Genomic DNA, 16,699 nt, shown 5'->3' on the forward strand with positions numbered 1-16,699 from the left:
GAATTGGGTTTACATGTTGGGATAATTTGGACCGCCGCCACCTTCTGGAACTGTCCAGACGATGTTGCGCGAGGGGTCTTTAATATCGCAGGTTTTACAATGAATGCAATTTTGCGCGTTGATGTTGAAGCGCGGGTTGGACCCGTCATCGTCAGTCAAAACTTCGTAAACGCCTGCCGGACAGTAACGTACCGAAGGTTCGTCATATAGGGGAAGGTTGACGGTGATCGGGACCGACTCATTGATAAGGCGCAAATGGCTTGGCTGATCTTCGCCGTGGTTTGTGGCCGTAAAGGACACGTTCGTCAGCCGATCAAATGTCAAAACACCATCAGGTTTCGGATACTCAATGGGAGCAAAAGCTGGCACGGATTTCAACCAAAGCGACTTATACGACCGCTTCATTTTATTGACTGTATTTGTTGCGCCCGCGTCGTCCTTCTTGTGTTTCATTGTACCCAAAGGGTTGAATTTAAGGAGGGACGCCGACCACATATCGACACCACCCATCAACATACCGCCCAAGAATGGGCCGAAACGACCGTTCAGCGGCGCGACATTCCGCACAGGACGCAAATCTTCACCAATCGGTCCATCGTGCAACATGTCATCATATTCAGTCAGCGTATCGCCAGAGCGGCCAGCGGCCAGCGCTTTGGTCGCGGCATCAGCGGCATGGATACCCGAAAGCATCGCGTTATGATTACCCTTGATACGAGGCAAGTTCACCAAACCGGCTGTACAGCCAAGGAGTGCGCCCCCTGGGAAAGCGACTTGCGGAACAGATTGAATACCGCCCTTGGTCACAACCCGCGCGCCATAGGCGACCCGTTTTCCGCCCTCAAGCAGCGCTTTGACATCTGGATGGGTCTTCCACTTTTGGAATTCCATATAGGGATACATATGTGGGTTTTCGTAGTTTAGATCGACGATCATCCCGAGGAAAACTTGGTTGTTTTCGGCGTGATAAATAAATGAGCCGCCGCCTTGTTTGAAGCCGAGCGGCCAACCTGCCGAATGCACAACCGTGCCTTCGCTGTGCTTGGCTGGATCGATGTCCCAAATCTCTTTCATGCCAAGGCCGAACTTTGACGGTTGCGCACCCTCGTCGAGCTTATATTTCGCAATCGCGACTTTAGAGAGCGACCCACGCGCCCCCTCGCCCAGCATTACATATTTCCCGTGCAGTTCCATCCCTGGCTCATAGCCTGGTCCTTTTGTGCCATCTTTTTGGAAGCCAAACTCACCAGCAACGACACCTTTAACCGAGCCATCCTCGCAGTAAACCAACGCTGAACAAGCCATGCCTGGAAAAATCTCAACGCCGAGGCCTTCCGCCTGCTCTGCAAGCCAACGGCACGTGTTCGCCATCGAGACAATGTAATTTCCATGGTTGTGCATTAGGGGTGGCAGAACAATTTCCGGAATACGCAAAGCGCCCGCTGGACCATAGACAAAGAATTTGTCAGCCGTAACTTCGGTTTTAACGGGACAGCCGTCCATCGTTGCAAAATCAGGGAATAGTTCGCGCAGACCTTTGGGGTCAAGCACAGCGCCCGACAGAATATGCGCGCCGACTTCGGATCCTTTCTCAAGGACAACGACGCTCGTTTCGGGATTATTTTGCTTCAAACGGATCGCAGCTGAGAGGCCTGCAGGGCCCGCACCCACGATGACGACGTCATACTCCATGCTCTCGCGTTCGACGGTGGAATCATCTGCTGTAAAAGCGGCGCTTGTGTGGTCGAGATTGTACATTGTTTTGTTTCGGCCCTAGTCGTCAGGTTGAATGTCGCGTATCTCTAGACGCTGGATCCGCGCCCGACAAGCGCCCTTTCAGCCGCATTCGCATTGAAAAAACAGGTTAAATGACTGCCATGAGCGATTCTGATACAGATAAGCCCCCCATGCAGATTTTGGGTTGGGAAGAATGGGTCTCGCTGCCTGGCCTTTCGCTGCCCGCAATCAAAGCCAAAGTTGATACAGGGGCCCGAACGTCAGCCCTCCATGCCGTGGCGATTGAGCCTTTTGGCACCGATAAAAAACCGCAGGTTCGTTTCATTATGCACCCTGACCCCGCGGACCCAACTTTGGAGGTGATTTGCTCGGCTAAGGTGCTTGATCGTCGCCGTGTCACCTCGTCAAACGGCTCAACAGAATTACGGTACATTATCGCTGCAAACATCAATGTGGGTGGCAAAAAATGGCCCATTGAACTGTCGCTGACGAACAGAGAAACCATGGGATATCGCATGCTGTTGGGACGTTCGGCTTTACGTGAAGACATTTCCGTGGTCCCGACGCTCTCCTTTCAGCAGCCCGTTCTGTCTTATGATGTTTACAAGCGGAAGCAGGGAAAAAATTCTATTCCGCTACGTCCGCTGCGAATTGGCATTTTGACGCAGGAGCCAAATAATTACTCGAATCAAGAGATGGTGCGCGCGGCCGAGGCGCGCGGTCATGTGGTCGATATGATTTACACGTCGCGCTGTTACATGGCGATTAATGCCCATAAGCCTGAAGTGCATTACGACGGCGCGCCCTTGCCCCGATATGATGCGATTATTCCACGTATCGGCTCTCGACTGACATTTTACGGCATGTCGGTCGTGCGCCAATTTGAAGCCATGGGCGTTTTCTGTCTTAACAATGCGCAACCGATTGGAGCCAGCCGTGACAAGCTCCTCGCCCATCAAGTGCTATCCCAACATGGTCTGGGTATGCCGATTACAGCTTTCGCCAAATCATCCCATGACACAAAAGGGATTCTTGACCTCGTCGGGGGTGCGCCCGTCGTTGTTAAGTTGCTGGAAAGCACGCAAGGCAAAGGCGTCGTTCTCGCTGAAACCCGGTCCGCCGCTACAGCGATCATCGATGCTTTCCGCGGGTTAAATGCGCATTTCTTAGTACAAGAATATGTCAAAGAAGCAGGGGGATCAGATTTGCGCTGTTTTGTGGTCGAAGGCAAAGTTGTCGGCGCAATGATGCGCACAGCCCAAGAAGGCGAATTCCGCTCAAACGTCCATCAAGGCGGCAGTGTTAAAAAAGTGCGCCTGACAAAGGAAGAACGACGAACCGCGATTAAAGCTACAAAAATCCTGAAGCTGAAAGTCGCCGGCGTCGATATCCTGAGATCCAAAAGCGGACCCAAAATTCTTGAAGTTAATTCTTCACCTGGTTTGGAAGGTATCACGAAAGCCACTGGCAAAGATATCGCCGCTGAAATAATTGGATGTATCGAAGCCAATGTGCGCACTGTCTTCAAGACGACAACTAAATAGTGGGTTGAGGATATGGATAGCGCGCTCCGATCTCTCTTAGACTGGTACGCTTCCGTTGGGGTGGACGTGCCGAATGTTCCCCCTGCGCGCGTTTCACGTCCCAAAAAGAAACCCTTACCGGTCCAAAATAACTTATCGCCAGCCACGTCTAAACCTATCGCAGAGGTCCCATCGTCTCGTTTGGTGGCGCCAGAGCTTTCCAAAATCCGAACGCTTGAAGCTCTGAAAGAGGCGATGAACGCCTACGATGCGGGTGTCCTGTCAGATACGGCACGTCAGCCCGTTTTCGCGCGGGGCAATCCGCAAGCCAAGCTCATGGTCATTGGGGAAGCGCCGGGTCGCGAAGAGGACCTTCAAGGTAAGCCCTTTATCGGGCCCGCCGGGCAATTACTGGATCGCATGTTGGGGGCGATCGCCCTTGGAGAAGACGACTTCTACGCGACAAATGTCATAAATTGGCGCTTGCCCAAGAACCGCAATCCAACACCAGACGACCTTGCCACTTGTCGCCCCTTTCTTGAAAAACACATTGAACTGGCACAGCCAAAGGTCTTGCTTTTAATCGGCGGCATCTCGATGACAGCCATGACGGGCCTGACGGGTATTATGAAAAATCACGGCGAGTGGCAAAATGTTACGATTGCGGGCACCACTTACCCCGCGCTCCCACTCTATCACCCAGCCTTCTTGCTGCGGCGTCCAGAACTCAAAAAAGATGCGTGGCGCGACCTCTTGAGCCTGCGCGAAAAGCTGCTCACGCTTTGATTTAAGATTAGGTTCCGCTATATCGGCGCGAATTTTGAATAGGACGCCCCATGTTGAAACAGTCGCTCATTCTCTCCTGCTTTGCACTCGTCGCCTGTAGCGCTGCCGACGCGCCCAAGGTCGCGCCCAAAGACGCCTTCCTAACGAAAATTCAAACCGACTATCCTGTGACGCTGTCCAAACTCGCGGAGAATGTATGGGTCCACACAACGAATTATACTCTCCCAGGGCAAAGCCCCATCCCATCCAACGGGCTAGTGGTTGTCGACGGCGACGATGTCATATTGGTCGACGGCGCTTGGGGCGAGTTGGCGACCATTTCTTTGTTGGAAAAAGTGAAAGCCGAGACTGGCAAGCCTGTGACCAAAATGATCGTAACCCATCATCACGCAGATCGCACGGCTGGCGTTGATGCCGCTGAATGGCAAGGTATCGAGGTCTTTACCCACCCCGACACGCCCAGCCTTGCGGCCAAAGCGGGCTTTCCAGCGCCCAATACGTCCGTCGCGGCTCTGGAAGAGCCTAAATCCCGGATCAAAGTTGGCAATCTCGAAGTCGCTTATCCTGGACCGGGCCACGCATCGGATAATCTCGTTGTGTATGTCCCCTCCGCTGCAGTTCTTTATGGCGGCTGCGCGGTGCGCGGCGCTGGTGTCAAAACTTTGGGTAATACGAACGATGCCGATTTAGAAAATTGGGGAGAGAGCCTAAACTGGGTAAAAGCCACCTATCCAAAGGCACAAATCGTCGTGCCTGGTCACGGCAAGGGCGCGAACCTATCCTTGATCGATGGGACTTTGGCGCTCCTTAGCGAAGCTGCCCAGACATCCGACGATACGACTGAAGCGCCTTAAGGTCATCTACATCGGTGAGCGTGCGCAATAAGCGATACGCGCCATCAGTTCGGTCGATGACATCTGAGAGTGTTTTCTTATGCGACCAACGCACACCATCGAAAAAGCCTCGCGGCAAGGGGCCATTTGCGCCCATCAACCAAAATCCGCCATCACTGGCTGGGCCAAAGACCTGATGGTTTGATTTCAACGCGCGAAAAGCAAGTGCGATATCCGTTGCCGTGACCTGTGGGCAATCTGTGCCAATCGTGAGCGTCGGGCCTTTTCGCGCGAAGAGCGCCGCCAAGCGGGGCGTCAGCGAGCCAGACACTTGCGGGATTTGCGCCAATCTGTCCCAATCCGGGACACGCCCTAATAGATGCGGGGGTGTGACCGCCAAAACTGTGTCCCAGCGCGGATCGTGCACCTGCCGCAAAACTTGCCCCATCATGGCTCGGTAGAGGCGCTTCGCATGGACAGGCCCAATATCGGCGGCCAAGCGCGTTTTGGCCCGACCCATAATCGGGGCTTTCGCCACAACAAATAATGTCGGGCGCATTAGCCATATCTCCGCAAAAGCGCGTCTATGGGTTCACCCCGACGATAAGCTTTTAGGAGGCGATAATTTCGCCACCCCCGCTTCCAAACGCCTTCATGCAAATGGTCAGAAATATCGGTCGACAGCGCGAGGGGTAGTTTCTTGAGCCCCCGACGCCCAAAGGTAGCTTTGATGCGGTCAATAATTTCTACGTCTTCAAACAAAGGATAGCTGGGATCATACCCCCCAATGGCGTCGTACATGGCACGCGAGATCAAGAGCCCTTGATCCCCATAAGGCAAACACCATGCCCAGCCACGCAACCAAACAATAAACCGCAGCCACAACACCCCTGGTCCCGACGCATCAGGACGATATCGAAAATACCAAGCTGCGTGGGTTTTTTGCAGGGCGGCATTACAGACGGATCGCCAATTTTCATCTAATTCGCAATCTGCGTGTAAAAAGAGATACGCAGTGACGTCGTCCGCAGCCTTTGCCAATTCAGAACCGCGCGCAAGCTGGGCTCCGCGACCTCTGCGCCCACTGGCGATTACCGCCCCATGCGCCGCAGCCAAGTCCAGTGTTCCGTCCGTAGAGCCACCATCGCTGATGACCACTCGCACACCATTGAGCTGCCTCAATAAGGTCGGCAGATAGTTTTCTGAATTCAATGTCGGAACAATTACAGCCAGCACATCGCGCCTTTGCCGTTTCAAATGTGTCATGGCCACAAAAAAAGCCCGGCAACTGGGATGCCGAGCTTCAATATACCGTGTTCACGCCAAAACGTGATCGGTAGAATGTCTTTAGTTAGTCGATTCTAACTCAGCTTCTGTCATCGCAGCCAATTCAGCTTCGAGTTCAGCGCGTGTCTTTTTCTTGGCCTTTGGACCAAGATAGACGCGACAATATTGACCGCCTGGCTCGATAATTTCATTCGGGAATGCGCCGTTTCCGGTACAACGAATGACGCCGAGGCCTTTGCCATCATAATTGGCTGTGTTGGCGGAAACGCCACGGATAGGGATAAAGCAGATTTTGCCATCTGTGAGATCCATGACAGAGCCACCTTCATACTCACAAGATGTCGCATTTGTTACGATACCTTCTGAACTAGGTGTCTTCATCAGTTCCGCGTCTGCGTCCTGAGCGAAGGCTGCGCCTGACGCAGCGAAAACCAGCGCGAGAGTGGCGCCAGCGATTTTGAGTTTGGACATGGAATGCTCCTTCATAAACCGTTAAAGGTCTTTAGCAGACCTTCATCCTCCTAATAAACCCTGCACCTGCGTTTTTTGCATGTGCCGTGCCATTCGTTCATTCCCACAAAAATGCGGCCTAAATATGCCTGATTTCGAATATGAAACCCAAGCCGGCGCGCATCAGAGCCGAATTATTTGCGGAGTTGATGAAGCGGGACGCGGACCCCTTTCGGGACCTGTTGTTGCGGCCGCCGTCATCTTAGACCCCGGAAATATTCCAGAAGGACTGAACGACAGTAAGGCCCTTTCCCACTCAGCGCGTGAACGACTCCTGAATGTTTTAACCAAAAATGCACAAATCGGGATTGGAATCGCCGAACCCGCAGAAATAGACCGCATCAATATTCTCTGGGCGTCTATGGAAGCCATGCGAAGAGCCGTAGAAAACCTATATATGTCAGTAGATTACGCCTTAATAGATGGCAACCGAGTGCCCCCAAACCTATATTGTGATGCTCACGCAATCGTGAAGGGTGACGCCAAAAGCCTGTCGATTGCAGCGGCCTCTGTCGTGGCAAAAGTGACGCGAGACAGGTTGATGGCTGAGGCTAACTTACGATTCCCTGGATATGGCTGGGCGGGTCATAAGGGCTACCCGACAAAGGCGCACAAGGCGGCCATTGACGAATTGGGCCGCAGTCCGGCCCATCGTTGGACTTTCGGAAAACCTTAGCCCGCTTCGGTCAGCTTTTTTCCTGACCTAAATATTCTTCTGTGCGCATTTCCATCAAACGACTCACCGTCCGTTCAAATTGGAAGGCCCCATCACCGCGTTCATAGAGTTGATCGGGTTGCACCGCTGCACTCATCACGAGTTTGGTCCGCGACTCGTAAAGTGCGTCGATCAACGTAACGAAGCGTTTGGCCGCATTGCGCATATCAGCCCCCATTTGGGGCACATTCTCCAAAATCACGGTATGGAAGGCTTTGGCGATTTCCAAAAACTCTGCGGGACTCCGGTTCTCTTCACACAAGGCGGCAAAGTCACTCCAGAGGACACCGCGCGCTGTTTTCGGGAATTCCAACACCCGCCCTTGCACAGTGAGTTCAAATGGAATCGGCATGGCATCTCGCGTCAATCGCCCCCAAGCGGCGGAAATAGCCGCGGTCGCGCTCTCATCTAATGGCGTATAATAGATGGGGGCTGCGGTCAGCGCGCGTAAACGGTGATCGGTGTCGCCTTCGAATGGATGAATGAGCAAATGGTCCGGCATCATTCTTATAAACGGTTCAAATAGCGGGCGATTGAGGCCCTGTTTATAAAGATCATTCGGCGCACGGTTTGAGGTCGCGATAACGACGACACCCTCATTCGTCCATAATGCTTCAAACAGCCGTGAGAGAATCATCGCATCCGTAATGTCGGTAACGTGAAACTCATCAAAACAAAGAAGTTTCGCCTCGCTGGCAATGGCGCGCGCGACAGGCGCGATAGGGTCATCACCTGCACCGCGCACATGATAGGGGCTGGCACGCCGCCCTTCTTTGTCCAATTTGCGCCACGCGTTAATGCGCTCATGTACGTCAAGCATGAAGGCGTGAAAATGCGTGCGGGTTTTCGGCGTGAAGTCGGCAGCTTCAAAAAACCAATCCATCAGCATTGATTTTCCCCGGCCGACGCCGCCATACATATAGAGACCTCGCGGTACAGTTTCGCGCCCACCGAAGAAGCGTCCCAAGAGCCCCCCTTTGGCCGGTTCATATTCGCTAAGCGCTTGCAGACGACTGTCTAATGCGATGGCGGCCGCGACCTGTTCGGGATCACGGATCAGCACATCTTCATCAATGCGGCGTTCGAGCCGGGTTTGTACGGGTCCCATGATCAGATCGACAACAGAATGACGGCAAGCCCCAAGAGACCAAAGCTCAAGAAGACGAGACTATAAAATAACGGTTTATTACGTATGGGTGCGGGTTCCATAGGGGCGCTTTGGCGGAGCAATCTCCCTTGGTCAACGCCTGAAAAATAAAGACTGTTCACTGCGGAACAGTCCCGTTCACGAACAGTTAATCTAGTATTACGCTACAGTAAGGTTTAAAGGGCACACAATTCGCGGAAAACCCGCGGCAACGCCTATATGTCTGGAGGGATATAAATCTAATGGAATTTTTTGATCAAATGATGGCCGGTGACGGCTGGGAAAAATGGGTCGCCGCTGCGGTGATCCTCGTCGTAGGTGTGATTATCTCCTACGTTCTTCGCGGCCTCGTCAGCGGTGCAATCAACCGCACAGGTCTTGGCAAACGTGCGGCCACAACGGGCGGCAATATTGGTAGCTCTATCGGTAAAGCTGTTTTTTGGCTCGCGATCCTTTACACGCTCTTCTTGACGCTTTCGCGCGTTGGCATGGGTTCATATTTCGGTCCAGTCGAAAACCTCTTTGACAACATCAGTGCCGTCGTGCCGAGCCTCATCGGTGCAGGTTTCACAGCCTTCATCGGTTTCATCATCGCGAAAGTCGCGGGTACAGCAGTCACATCCGTTGCTGAAGCGGCCCAAGTCGATAACCTCGTAAGCCGCACTGGCGTAACTTCGGCAACAGGTTCCACAGGGTCGATTGCATCTCTTCTGGGTAAGATCGTATTCGTTCTGATCATTGTTCCAGTCGTTATCGCAGCTCTGGACATCTTGAACATCGCCACTGTTTCTGAGCCACTCTCAGCCATGCTGAACGGCTTCCTAAGCTACCTCCCAGCACTCGTTGCTGCGGCCATCGTTTTGGCAGCTTCGATCTTTATCGGTCGCTTTGTTTCTAACTTCTTGCAGAACCTACTGGCTAGCCTCGGCTTTGATAAGTCAATCAACGAAGTTATGGCGCTTGACGACGGCCAAGGCCTTAAGACGTCACCGTCCAAGTCTGCTGGTTACGTTGCGTTCTTGATCATCCTCGTCATCGGTGTTTCCGCTGCCGTTGATATCTTGGGCAATGACAGCCTGACAGAAGCCTTTGGTACAGTCCAAAGCTTTGGTGGTAGCTTGCTTCGCGCCGCAGTCTTAATCGCAATTGGTGTCTTCTTGGCCAACTTCATGGGTCGCTTCATGGCCACAATGATGAGCCCGCGTATTGCGAATTTCGTCAAATATTCTGCGATGATTCTCTTCGTCTTCTTGGGCTTGAACTCCCTTGATCCAGCAGGTCAAATCGTACCTGTTGCTTTCTCTGCCTTCGTAATTTCCGCAGCTGTGGCTGCCGCGATTGCCTTCGGTTGGGGTGGACGTGACTGGGCATCGAAAGTCTTGAACAAGACGATGCCAGCTGCAGACTTCAAAAAGCTAGGTGATACACCAAAAGCCGCGCCAGTTCGCAAAGCGCCAGTTAAGCGCGCTGCGCCGCCTAAAAAGAAGTAATTTACTTCATATCTAAATAGTGAGAGCCGCTCTTTCGAGAGCGGCTTTTTTATTGCCTATTTGTCAGCCGAAATAAGTTTAAGCCTCGATATCGGCAATGGCTTGCACGGCCGCAGGATCTCGCAACTCTGTTTCGGACAGAGCCAAAAGCGCCTCAACTCGCGCTTTGCAAATCTCATAAGTTCGCGCGAAGGCCGCTTGTCGGGCAGACAAAGGTTCTACATGCGCAGGATCTGCCTGTGGCCAATGCACTTTCAAACCCGGGCCAAAGAAGACAGGGCAGACTTCTGCGGCTGCGTTATCGCAAACGGTCACAACAATATCGAATTCGGGGGCGCCACTTTGCGAAAATTCATCCCAGCTTTTGGAGCGATAAAGTGAAGTGACGTGACCTTGCTTTTTCAGCTCGGCTAGCCCTTCAGGATGAGGTTGACCGCTGGGCTTTGACCCCGCCGACCATGCCAAAAACCGAGGACTGCCGTCCTCATTACGCCCCAAATCATTGAGAAGCGCCTCTGACAAAATAGATCTCGCGGAGTTTCCAGTACACAGGAACAGAACATTTACAGGACGGGTCATGAACCGCACTTGGATTCATCGTTGGCATTCGTCAATAGACATCCGTGCATATTGTTGAAGAATTGATCGCCGAACGCGCGCCCCGCTTAATAGCACGCCCCCGACTTTTTCGGGCGGTTAAGCCCCTGCTCTATCGCATGTTGGCCTATGACGCGGCCGTATTTCTCGCTGACACCATTCGGCCCCTTAGCGGTCACCAGGCGTTTCAGCGTGTGTCGCGCCATATCAATCCACGGACCGCCGTCATGGGGTTATCCAACCTACCGCGAAAAGGCGCGTGTATTGTGATCGCCAACCATCCGACGGGCCTCGCCGACGGGTTGGCCGTATTCCAAGCGATCCGCGAACGTCGCGCAGACCATCTCTTCCTCGCGAATGCCGACGCCCTGCGCGTAATTCCCCACGGGCAAGACATCATTATTCCTGTAGAATGGGTGAAAGAAAAACGAAGTCACGCCAAAGCCCGCGACACACTTTTGGCGGTAAAAAAGGCTATAGATAACGGAAAATGCGTTGTGATTTTTCCATCGGGTGCATTGGCCAAGCTTTCATGGAGAGGCCTGCGCGATAAGCCGTGGGAGAATAGTGCCGCGACTCTCGCCCGAAAATACGGTACGCCGATCATTCCGCTTAAGATTAAAGCCAGAAACTCAACGCTCTATTATGTCTTTGCCAAACTCAATTCAGAGCTTCGCGACATTACCTTGTTTCACGAACTTCTGAACAAAAAGCGGCAAGTCTTTCACATGACATTCGGCGAACAGATCGCGCCTGCACGCCTGCCAAAAAATGCAGATGAGGCCACCGCCGAAATCCGCAAGATTGTTGAGGGCCTTTAGGCGGCTGATCTATCGCAGCGAGGCTTGGTTAATCCTCATCGCGACGGCAAGCTCTGGACGGTCGCCCGCATCTCTAAGATATTTTGGGGCCACGCGTTTCCCAGCAACTTGCTCGAAAGCATACCCATAAGAGAGCACTTCCGCGTCTTGACCTTTGCCCGCCATGATCGAAAATCCGATGGGAACGCCGTGAATGTCGCCCATAGGCACCGTGATATGAGGATATCCCGCAACAGCCGCCAGATATCCCGCCCCCGCCCAGCTTGGCCAAACATCGCCATTGATCGGGTCAACACGAGACGACACGGGACCCGATGGACTGACCAATATATCCAGCTGGTTTTCTTTCATGAGACGGTCAATTCCGCTTGACCCTGTCGCACGTTGAATATCCGTTCGCGCGGCGAGATAATCCGCCTCTGTCAGGTCGCCTTTTTCCTGCGCGGCTTCGAAAAGGTCTTGATCAAATATCGCTATTTCGCGCGGCTCATTTTCATTATACGCGATGAGCTGTTGGAGACTGCGCGTCTTCACGGCAGGCGCTGCCTCGGCCAAATACTCATTTATGCCCGCTTTAAATTCATAAAGCAGAACGTCGAGCGCCTTTTCTCCATACGCCTCGACGTCGGGTGAAAAGTCTTCAATCTCGACAAGCACGGCTCCAGCTGCCGCCATTGCGACTAAGCTGGCATTGAAGCGGTCCTTGATGTCGTCATTTGAGCCTTCGGCAAAGCGCATCACACCGACACGTGCGCCCCTGAGTGAATTTGCGGCTAGACCCGCCGCATAGTCGACGTTCTGATTATCCATCGCGTCCAGCATGAGCGCGGCGCCGCGCACAGTTTTGGTCATAGGACCTGCCGTGTCCTGACTCGCGCTAATTGGGACAATGTGTTTCTGGCTGACGAGACCGACAGTCGGTTTAAATCCGACAATACCATTTACATTGGATGGACAGATAATGGATCCATTGGTTTCCGTTCCAACAGTACCCGCCGCCAATGAAGCCGCTGCAGCGACCCCAGACCCGGACGAACTTCCGCAAGGACTACGGTCCAGCATGTGCGGATTGCGAACTTGTCCACCCAAAGCGGTCCATCCCGAAACGCTCTCATTGGAACGGAAATTCGCCCATTGCGAGAGGTTGGTTTTTCCCAAAATCACCGCGCCTTGGGCGCGTAAGCCGGCAACCAGCGGACTATCGCGGCCCGTGACATTTCCTGCCAATGCATATGCACCTGCGGTCGTCGCGACTGGATCAAGTGTCTCAATATTGTCTTTGAGGAGAACAGGAATGCCGTCCATCGGTCCGAGTGACTGACCCGCCGCGCGACGGGCATCCGAAGCTTTGGCTTGCGCCAACGCATCTGGGTTAAGCGCGAGCACAGATCGAAGCGTCGGCCCATCTTGGTCAATATTGGAAATACGCCGCAAATAAGTTTGCGTCAGGGCCTGCGACGTGACGCGCTTTGCGGCCAAGCCTTCGGAGATTTCTGGAAGTGATTTTTCCGCCCATCCTGTGGCAACATAATCGGATTGAGCCATCTTGCGATAATCCGACGGCATCGGTCCGTAGGGTTTCACGGTCACACAAGCGGACAGCAAAAGCGACGCACTGGAAATCAGAAATAAACGCATGAAGTCATCCCGCCCTATCAAGGCGTTAAGACTTCATTAACCCTGACAAGAGGTCAAGACATTCTCGTCAAAATTTAAAACTCAAGCGACAGAAATCTGGATGTGAAATACAAAAACGCCCCCAAATAAATTTGGAGGCGTTTAAAAACTCAGAGCTGTCGATTGCGGCCTAGGCGCGTTCGACCATCATCTTTTTGACTTCTGCGATTGCCTTGGCAGGGTTCAAACCCTTTGGACAAACATTGGCGCAATTCATGATTGTGTGGCAGCGATAAAGCTTGAACGGATCATCCAGTTTCTCGAGGCGTTCTTCTGTGGCGTCATCGCGGCTATCGACCAACCAACGATAGGCTTGCAACAGTGCAGCGGGTCCAAGGTAACGATCGCCATTCCACCAGTAGGACGGGCAAGACGTCGAACAAGAGGCGCAAAGGATACACTCGTAATAGCCATCAAGCTTTTCGCGATCGTCAGGGGTTTGCTTAATTTCCTCTGTGGGAAGTGGTGTCGAAGTGTGGAGCCACGGCTCAATCGACGCATATTGAGTATAGAAATTTGACAAATCTGGCACAAGATCGCGAACAACCGGCATATGCGGCAGTGGTGAAATCGTGATCGTGCCGCCTTTGACCTCATCAATGCCTTTTGTACAAGCCAGCGTGTTCCGGCCACCAATATTCATGGCACAGGATCCACAGACACCTTCACGACAAGACCGGCGGAAAGCCAACGTCGGGTCAATTTCATTTTTGATTTTGAACAACGCATCCAAAACCATTGGTCCGCATTCATCCAGATCAATCTGATAGGTGTCCCAATAGGGATTACCGCCATCCGTTGGATCGTAACGGTAGATTTTAAACGTCTTCAGGCGCGTTGCGCCGGCTTTCGCTTTCCAGGATTTGCCCTTGCGAACTTTGGAGTTCTTGGGAAGTGTGAGCTGAACCATTGGGATCGTGTTCCGTATCTGAATTTCGAAATGTCGATATAGACATTAACGCCGTGGAACCCAAGACATTTCCCGCGCGACAAACTGCATCGTTTAACGCCGCGCGAAAAAGACTTTAAGTGGAACCAGACTGGCTACCTTGATGGTTTGGGTCCGCCATACCAGTCCATATCCCGCGTCAGATACATCGTCGCAAGCCGGTCGGAGTCGCAAGCCGGTCGGATTTATAGGCGTAGATTTAGATGTCATGATGAAACGCTCTCTTATATTAGAGTTCGCTATCTTTGAATTTTAGGGCTGAAATACGTTACGCAAGCGACGAGCTTGCGACGCCTTGGTGCTTATTCTGCGACAGCCAGCAGGCGCGTTTGGAAATCCGGAACCATCACTTCGTAATTTGCCGCAGACGGAATGGGCATTTCAAACTCAGTAAATAGGAACTCTAATTCTTCGGCTTTGCAATTTAGAACGTCAGAAACATCCGACAAAATCTTACGGCGATTGATGTGGTTTGCAGACCCCGCTGCGCGCAGACCCGACATCACAAAGTTGGACTCAGGTTCGTCCACTTTCACGTGACCAGGCACAAACATATGTGTTGCGATCAACTCATTGAGCTGTTGCGTGGGGCGCATTTCAATTTTCCTTCGGCGTTCCCATTATAATGGAGGGGCGTAGGGATCGCTCGACATCTTGGAAACACATTTTTCACATGAGCAAAAGTTAAAAATCTATAAATTTTATATTTTTTTCTCTAAACGCTGGGGCGAGGAAACTTTAGGCACCAAAAACGCGTCTGAGGATATCGGATGTGCGTTTCGCGGGATCAGCACGAATGGCTTTCTCTTCTTCGCCAATATAGTGGAAGACACCACTCAAACCATATTTCACGCCATGATCAATCAAGTCCGTCCGGGCATCCGAACCAAGATTGGGAGCAAAAGGCACGGACTTCAGTTGAGACGACACGTCATCAACCAAGCGCAAAGCCCCGGTTTGGTTCAGTGCATTTTCCATGATCGGCGCGAATAATTGCGCCAGGCGATCTGTCGTCCGTCCACGCAGATATTCCGTCGCAGCCGTGTCAGGACCGCGCAAGATGTCAAAGGCATCCGTAATTGTTAAGTCCCGCACGGCGCCCAGAAAGATATCTTTGGCAACGGGAGCAGCCTTTTCCGCACCACGATTCAGCTGCGTCTGGAGATCGACCAGCAGACGATCGGCACCGATTGGGGCGAGGAAGGATTGTACGTCCTGCAGCACTTTGGGAAGCGGAATACGGACAATGTCATTCCCGAGGAACCCATCCAAAACGCCGACATTTGCCAAAGCATTGCCAACGCCATTATCGAGAGCGGCCTTCAAACCCAAAGCCACCTCGCCTGCGGTCAGAGCCCCTAAGCCACCTTGCCCGCCCAGAATTCCATCGATGACTGCGGGGTCGAGCGTTTCACACGCTACGAGAGGTGTTGCGGCTAAGCCGAGGAGAAGGTGTCTACGATCCATCATTGTCTTGGCCTTTCATGGCACGGTAAAAACGTTCGCGAATATTGAAACGGATAAGCCCATAGGCAAAACCGCCAATCGCAAAATAGAGGATAGTCAACGGTGTGAGCGTATCTGGACCCTCTATACCCGTAAAATCTATCACCAGTTTCATAAAAGCTACCAGGCCACCGATGACGGCAGCATGAACCGCGGCATATACCCAGCGACCGCGCGCACGTTGGCGCTCCCACTTCTGCGCAAATGTATCGACATTAATCATAGAGTTTCCGCCCTATTTGCGATCAGAAAAATTGGGTGGGCGCTTTTCAAGAAAAGCTTTCACACCCTCATGGCAATCTTCACTGACGAAAGCCGCGTTCAATAATTTGCTTTCTTCAATATGCGCAGTGAATGCCGCTTCCTCGAGAAGACCATATCCCATCATCGAATTGCGCAAGAGACGTTTATTGCTAGCTGTAGATGTCGGTGAACAATTTGCGGCAATGTCACGGGCAATTTCCAGAGCTCTTGGCAGGACAGCCTCGGGCGGGTGAACTTCGCTAACATAACCCGCGCGATACATTTCTTCGGACTTGATGACATCAGCTTTTAAAATCCATTCATTGGCCTTGGCCCAGCCTACTAAGCGCGGCAGGAACCAGCTCGCGGCGCCATCAAAAACGATACCGCGACGCGCAAATGGAAACGCCCATTTCGTTTTTTCAGAGCAGACCCGGAGATCCATCGGCATTGTCATGGTGGCCCCGATTCCGACGGCATGACCATTAATCGCTCCAATGAGAGGGGTGTCGAGTTTGAACATATCCAAGACAAGTTCGCCGCCGGCATCTCGCGCGACGTCACCGTGCATGGTATTTTGAGAGGATAAACCGGCGCCGCCGAAGCCGCTGGAAATATCCGCACCTGCGCAAAAAGCGCGCCCCGCCCCTGTTACCACAATCACCCGCACCGAGCTATCGGCGTCGAGTTCGGCGCAAGCGCGCTGCAACTCCCGATGCATCGTGTAATTAAAACTATTCATCGCCTCTGGACGATTAAGCGTCAGAACGGCAACTGAAGCATTTTCAGCATCGCGGGAGATCAGCAGGGTTTTGAAATCGGTCATGAGCCGAAGTTATGCCTATGCGAGCGGAATTGCAACGCAGTCTGGGGCGCTC

18 protein-coding genes are annotated in these 16,699 nt (G+C 52.7%); 6 read left to right on the forward strand and 12 right to left on the reverse strand.

All coding sequences use genetic code 11. The annotated features are described in order from the left end of the window. Positions 1–9 precede the first annotated feature (9 nt). The gene (locus tag IE073_RS06320; RefSeq protein ID WP_189582832.1) at positions 10–1,758 is read right to left on the reverse strand and encodes an electron transfer flavoprotein-ubiquinone oxidoreductase; all 1,749 of its coding nucleotides are present in this window, start codon (positions 1,756–1,758) and stop codon (positions 10–12) included. Between the two features lie 119 nt (positions 1,759–1,877). On the opposite strand from IE073_RS06320, the gene rimK reads away from it, so the two are divergent. The 3 genes from rimK to bla are packed head-to-tail and all read left to right on the forward strand — an operon-like array spanning position 1,878 to position 4,900. Further along, positions 1,878–3,281 carry a 30S ribosomal protein S6--L-glutamate ligase gene (rimK, locus tag IE073_RS06325; RefSeq protein WP_233349866.1) on the forward strand — a complete coding sequence of 468 codons (1,404 nt, stop codon included), beginning with the start codon at positions 1,878–1,880 and terminating at the stop codon, positions 3,279–3,281. Between the two features lie 12 nt (positions 3,282–3,293). Then, entirely contained in the window at positions 3,294–4,046 is a 753-nt protein-coding gene (locus IE073_RS06330; protein ID WP_189582835.1) for a uracil-DNA glycosylase, read from the forward strand. Between the two features lie 50 nt (positions 4,047–4,096). Beyond that, complete coding sequence (gene bla / locus IE073_RS06335; RefSeq protein WP_189582838.1) at positions 4,097–4,900, forward strand: subclass B1 metallo-beta-lactamase; 804 nt, start codon at positions 4,097–4,099, stop codon at positions 4,898–4,900. On the opposite strand, the gene IE073_RS06340 is transcribed toward bla, so the two are convergent. The 3 genes from IE073_RS06340 to IE073_RS06350 form a co-directional block, all read right to left on the reverse strand. Continuing rightward, complete coding sequence (locus tag IE073_RS06340; RefSeq protein WP_189582841.1) at positions 4,854–5,438, reverse strand: TIGR04282 family arsenosugar biosynthesis glycosyltransferase; 585 nt, start codon at positions 5,436–5,438, stop codon at positions 4,854–4,856. The two genes, bla and IE073_RS06340, sit on opposite strands and share 47 nt — an antisense overlap. After that, on the reverse strand, positions 5,438–6,145 hold the full coding sequence (locus IE073_RS06345) for a glycosyltransferase (RefSeq protein ID WP_189582844.1): 708 nt from the start codon (positions 6,143–6,145) through the stop codon (positions 5,438–5,440). Before IE073_RS06345 ends, IE073_RS06340 begins: the two co-directional genes overlap by 1 nt. A gap of 81 nt (positions 6,146–6,226) precedes the next feature. Then, positions 6,227–6,637: a hypothetical protein gene (locus tag IE073_RS06350; protein WP_189582847.1), complete on the reverse strand. Its 411-nt coding sequence runs from the start codon at positions 6,635–6,637 to the stop codon at positions 6,227–6,229. 124 nt (positions 6,638–6,761) lie between these two features. Here IE073_RS06350 and rnhB point away from each other — a divergent pair, with 124 nt between their 5' ends. Next, the gene (rnhB, locus tag IE073_RS06355) at positions 6,762–7,352 is read left to right on the forward strand and encodes a ribonuclease HII (protein WP_189582850.1); all 591 of its coding nucleotides are present in this window, start codon (positions 6,762–6,764) and stop codon (positions 7,350–7,352) included. Positions 7,353–7,362: 10 nt separating this feature from the next. On the opposite strand, the gene zapE is transcribed toward rnhB, so the two are convergent. Continuing rightward, entirely contained in the window at positions 7,363–8,499 is a 1,137-nt protein-coding gene (gene zapE / locus IE073_RS06360; protein WP_189582852.1) for a cell division protein ZapE, read from the reverse strand. A 281-nt stretch (positions 8,500–8,780) separates the two neighbouring features. Here zapE and IE073_RS06365 point away from each other — a divergent pair, with 281 nt between their 5' ends. Next, on the forward strand, positions 8,781–10,028 hold the full coding sequence (locus IE073_RS06365; protein ID WP_189582853.1) for a mechanosensitive ion channel: 1,248 nt from the start codon (positions 8,781–8,783) through the stop codon (positions 10,026–10,028). A gap of 78 nt (positions 10,029–10,106) precedes the next feature. Here the strand turns inward: IE073_RS06365 and IE073_RS06370 are convergent, their stop codons facing one another. After that, positions 10,107–10,607, reverse strand: coding sequence for an arsenate reductase ArsC (locus IE073_RS06370; RefSeq protein WP_189582855.1), 501 nt, complete (start codon positions 10,605–10,607; stop codon positions 10,107–10,109). 44 nt (positions 10,608–10,651) lie between these two features. On the opposite strand from IE073_RS06370, the gene IE073_RS06375 reads away from it, so the two are divergent. Continuing rightward, positions 10,652–11,446, forward strand: a complete 795-nt coding sequence (locus IE073_RS06375) for a 1-acyl-sn-glycerol-3-phosphate acyltransferase (protein WP_189582857.1) — start codon at positions 10,652–10,654, stop codon at positions 11,444–11,446. Positions 11,447–11,455: 9 nt separating this feature from the next. Here the strand turns inward: IE073_RS06375 and IE073_RS06380 are convergent, their stop codons facing one another. The 6 genes from IE073_RS06380 to IE073_RS06405 form a co-directional block, all read right to left on the reverse strand. Continuing rightward, the gene (locus IE073_RS06380; RefSeq protein ID WP_189582859.1) at positions 11,456–13,084 is read right to left on the reverse strand and encodes an amidase; all 1,629 of its coding nucleotides are present in this window, start codon (positions 13,082–13,084) and stop codon (positions 11,456–11,458) included. 169 nt (positions 13,085–13,253) lie between these two features. Continuing rightward, positions 13,254–14,033, reverse strand: coding sequence for a succinate dehydrogenase iron-sulfur subunit (locus tag IE073_RS06385; RefSeq protein ID WP_189582861.1), 780 nt, complete (start codon positions 14,031–14,033; stop codon positions 13,254–13,256). A gap of 341 nt (positions 14,034–14,374) precedes the next feature. Beyond that, positions 14,375–14,668, reverse strand: coding sequence for a hypothetical protein (locus IE073_RS06390; protein ID WP_189582863.1), 294 nt, complete (start codon positions 14,666–14,668; stop codon positions 14,375–14,377). A gap of 142 nt (positions 14,669–14,810) precedes the next feature. Next, a complete protein-coding gene (locus IE073_RS06395) occupies positions 14,811–15,542 on the reverse strand; it encodes a DUF4197 domain-containing protein (protein ID WP_189582865.1) in 732 nt (243 codons plus the stop codon). Then, positions 15,529–15,801: a hypothetical protein gene (locus IE073_RS06400; protein ID WP_189582868.1), complete on the reverse strand. Its 273-nt coding sequence runs from the start codon at positions 15,799–15,801 to the stop codon at positions 15,529–15,531. The genes IE073_RS06395 and IE073_RS06400 overlap by 14 nt, the downstream gene beginning before the upstream one ends. A gap of 12 nt (positions 15,802–15,813) precedes the next feature. Further along, positions 15,814–16,647, reverse strand: coding sequence for an enoyl-CoA hydratase-related protein (locus IE073_RS06405; protein WP_189582871.1), 834 nt, complete (start codon positions 16,645–16,647; stop codon positions 15,814–15,816). Positions 16,648–16,699 lie beyond the last annotated feature (52 nt).

Source organism: Litorimonas cladophorae (assembly GCF_014652455.1).
Classification (GTDB): domain Bacteria; phylum Pseudomonadota; class Alphaproteobacteria; order Caulobacterales; family Maricaulaceae; genus Litorimonas; species Litorimonas cladophorae.

Bases quoted from the DNA above. Each gene is read 5' to 3' on its own strand.
- IE073_RS06320 (WP_189582832.1), bottom strand. From the start codon at position 1,758: ATGTACAATCTCGACCACACAAGCGCCGCTTTTACAGCAGATGATTCC.
- rimK (WP_233349866.1), top strand. From the start codon at position 1,878: ATGAGCGATTCTGATACAGATAAGCCCCCCATGCAGATTTTGGGTTGG.
- IE073_RS06330 (WP_189582835.1), top strand. From the start codon at position 3,294: ATGGATAGCGCGCTCCGATCTCTCTTAGACTGGTACGCTTCCGTTGGG.
- bla (WP_189582838.1), top strand. From the start codon at position 4,097: ATGTTGAAACAGTCGCTCATTCTCTCCTGCTTTGCACTCGTCGCCTGT.
- IE073_RS06340 (WP_189582841.1), bottom strand. From the start codon at position 5,438: ATGCGCCCGACATTATTTGTTGTGGCGAAAGCCCCGATTATGGGTCGG.
- IE073_RS06345 (WP_189582844.1), bottom strand. From the start codon at position 6,145: ATGACACATTTGAAACGGCAAAGGCGCGATGTGCTGGCTGTAATTGTT.
- IE073_RS06350 (WP_189582847.1), bottom strand. From the start codon at position 6,637: ATGTCCAAACTCAAAATCGCTGGCGCCACTCTCGCGCTGGTTTTCGCT.
- rnhB (WP_189582850.1), top strand. From the start codon at position 6,762: ATGCCTGATTTCGAATATGAAACCCAAGCCGGCGCGCATCAGAGCCGA.
- zapE (WP_189582852.1), bottom strand. From the start codon at position 8,499: ATGGGACCCGTACAAACCCGGCTCGAACGCCGCATTGATGAAGATGTG.
- IE073_RS06365 (WP_189582853.1), top strand. From the start codon at position 8,781: ATGGAATTTTTTGATCAAATGATGGCCGGTGACGGCTGGGAAAAATGG.
- IE073_RS06370 (WP_189582855.1), bottom strand. From the start codon at position 10,607: ATGACCCGTCCTGTAAATGTTCTGTTCCTGTGTACTGGAAACTCCGCG.
- IE073_RS06380 (WP_189582859.1), bottom strand. From the start codon at position 13,084: ATGCGTTTATTTCTGATTTCCAGTGCGTCGCTTTTGCTGTCCGCTTGT.
- IE073_RS06385 (WP_189582861.1), bottom strand. From the start codon at position 14,033: ATGGTTCAGCTCACACTTCCCAAGAACTCCAAAGTTCGCAAGGGCAAA.
- IE073_RS06390 (WP_189582863.1), bottom strand. From the start codon at position 14,668: ATGCGCCCCACGCAACAGCTCAATGAGTTGATCGCAACACATATGTTT.
- IE073_RS06395 (WP_189582865.1), bottom strand. From the start codon at position 15,542: ATGATGGATCGTAGACACCTTCTCCTCGGCTTAGCCGCAACACCTCTC.
- IE073_RS06400 (WP_189582868.1), bottom strand. From the start codon at position 15,801: ATGATTAATGTCGATACATTTGCGCAGAAGTGGGAGCGCCAACGTGCG.
- IE073_RS06405 (WP_189582871.1), bottom strand. From the start codon at position 16,647: ATGACCGATTTCAAAACCCTGCTGATCTCCCGCGATGCTGAAAATGCT.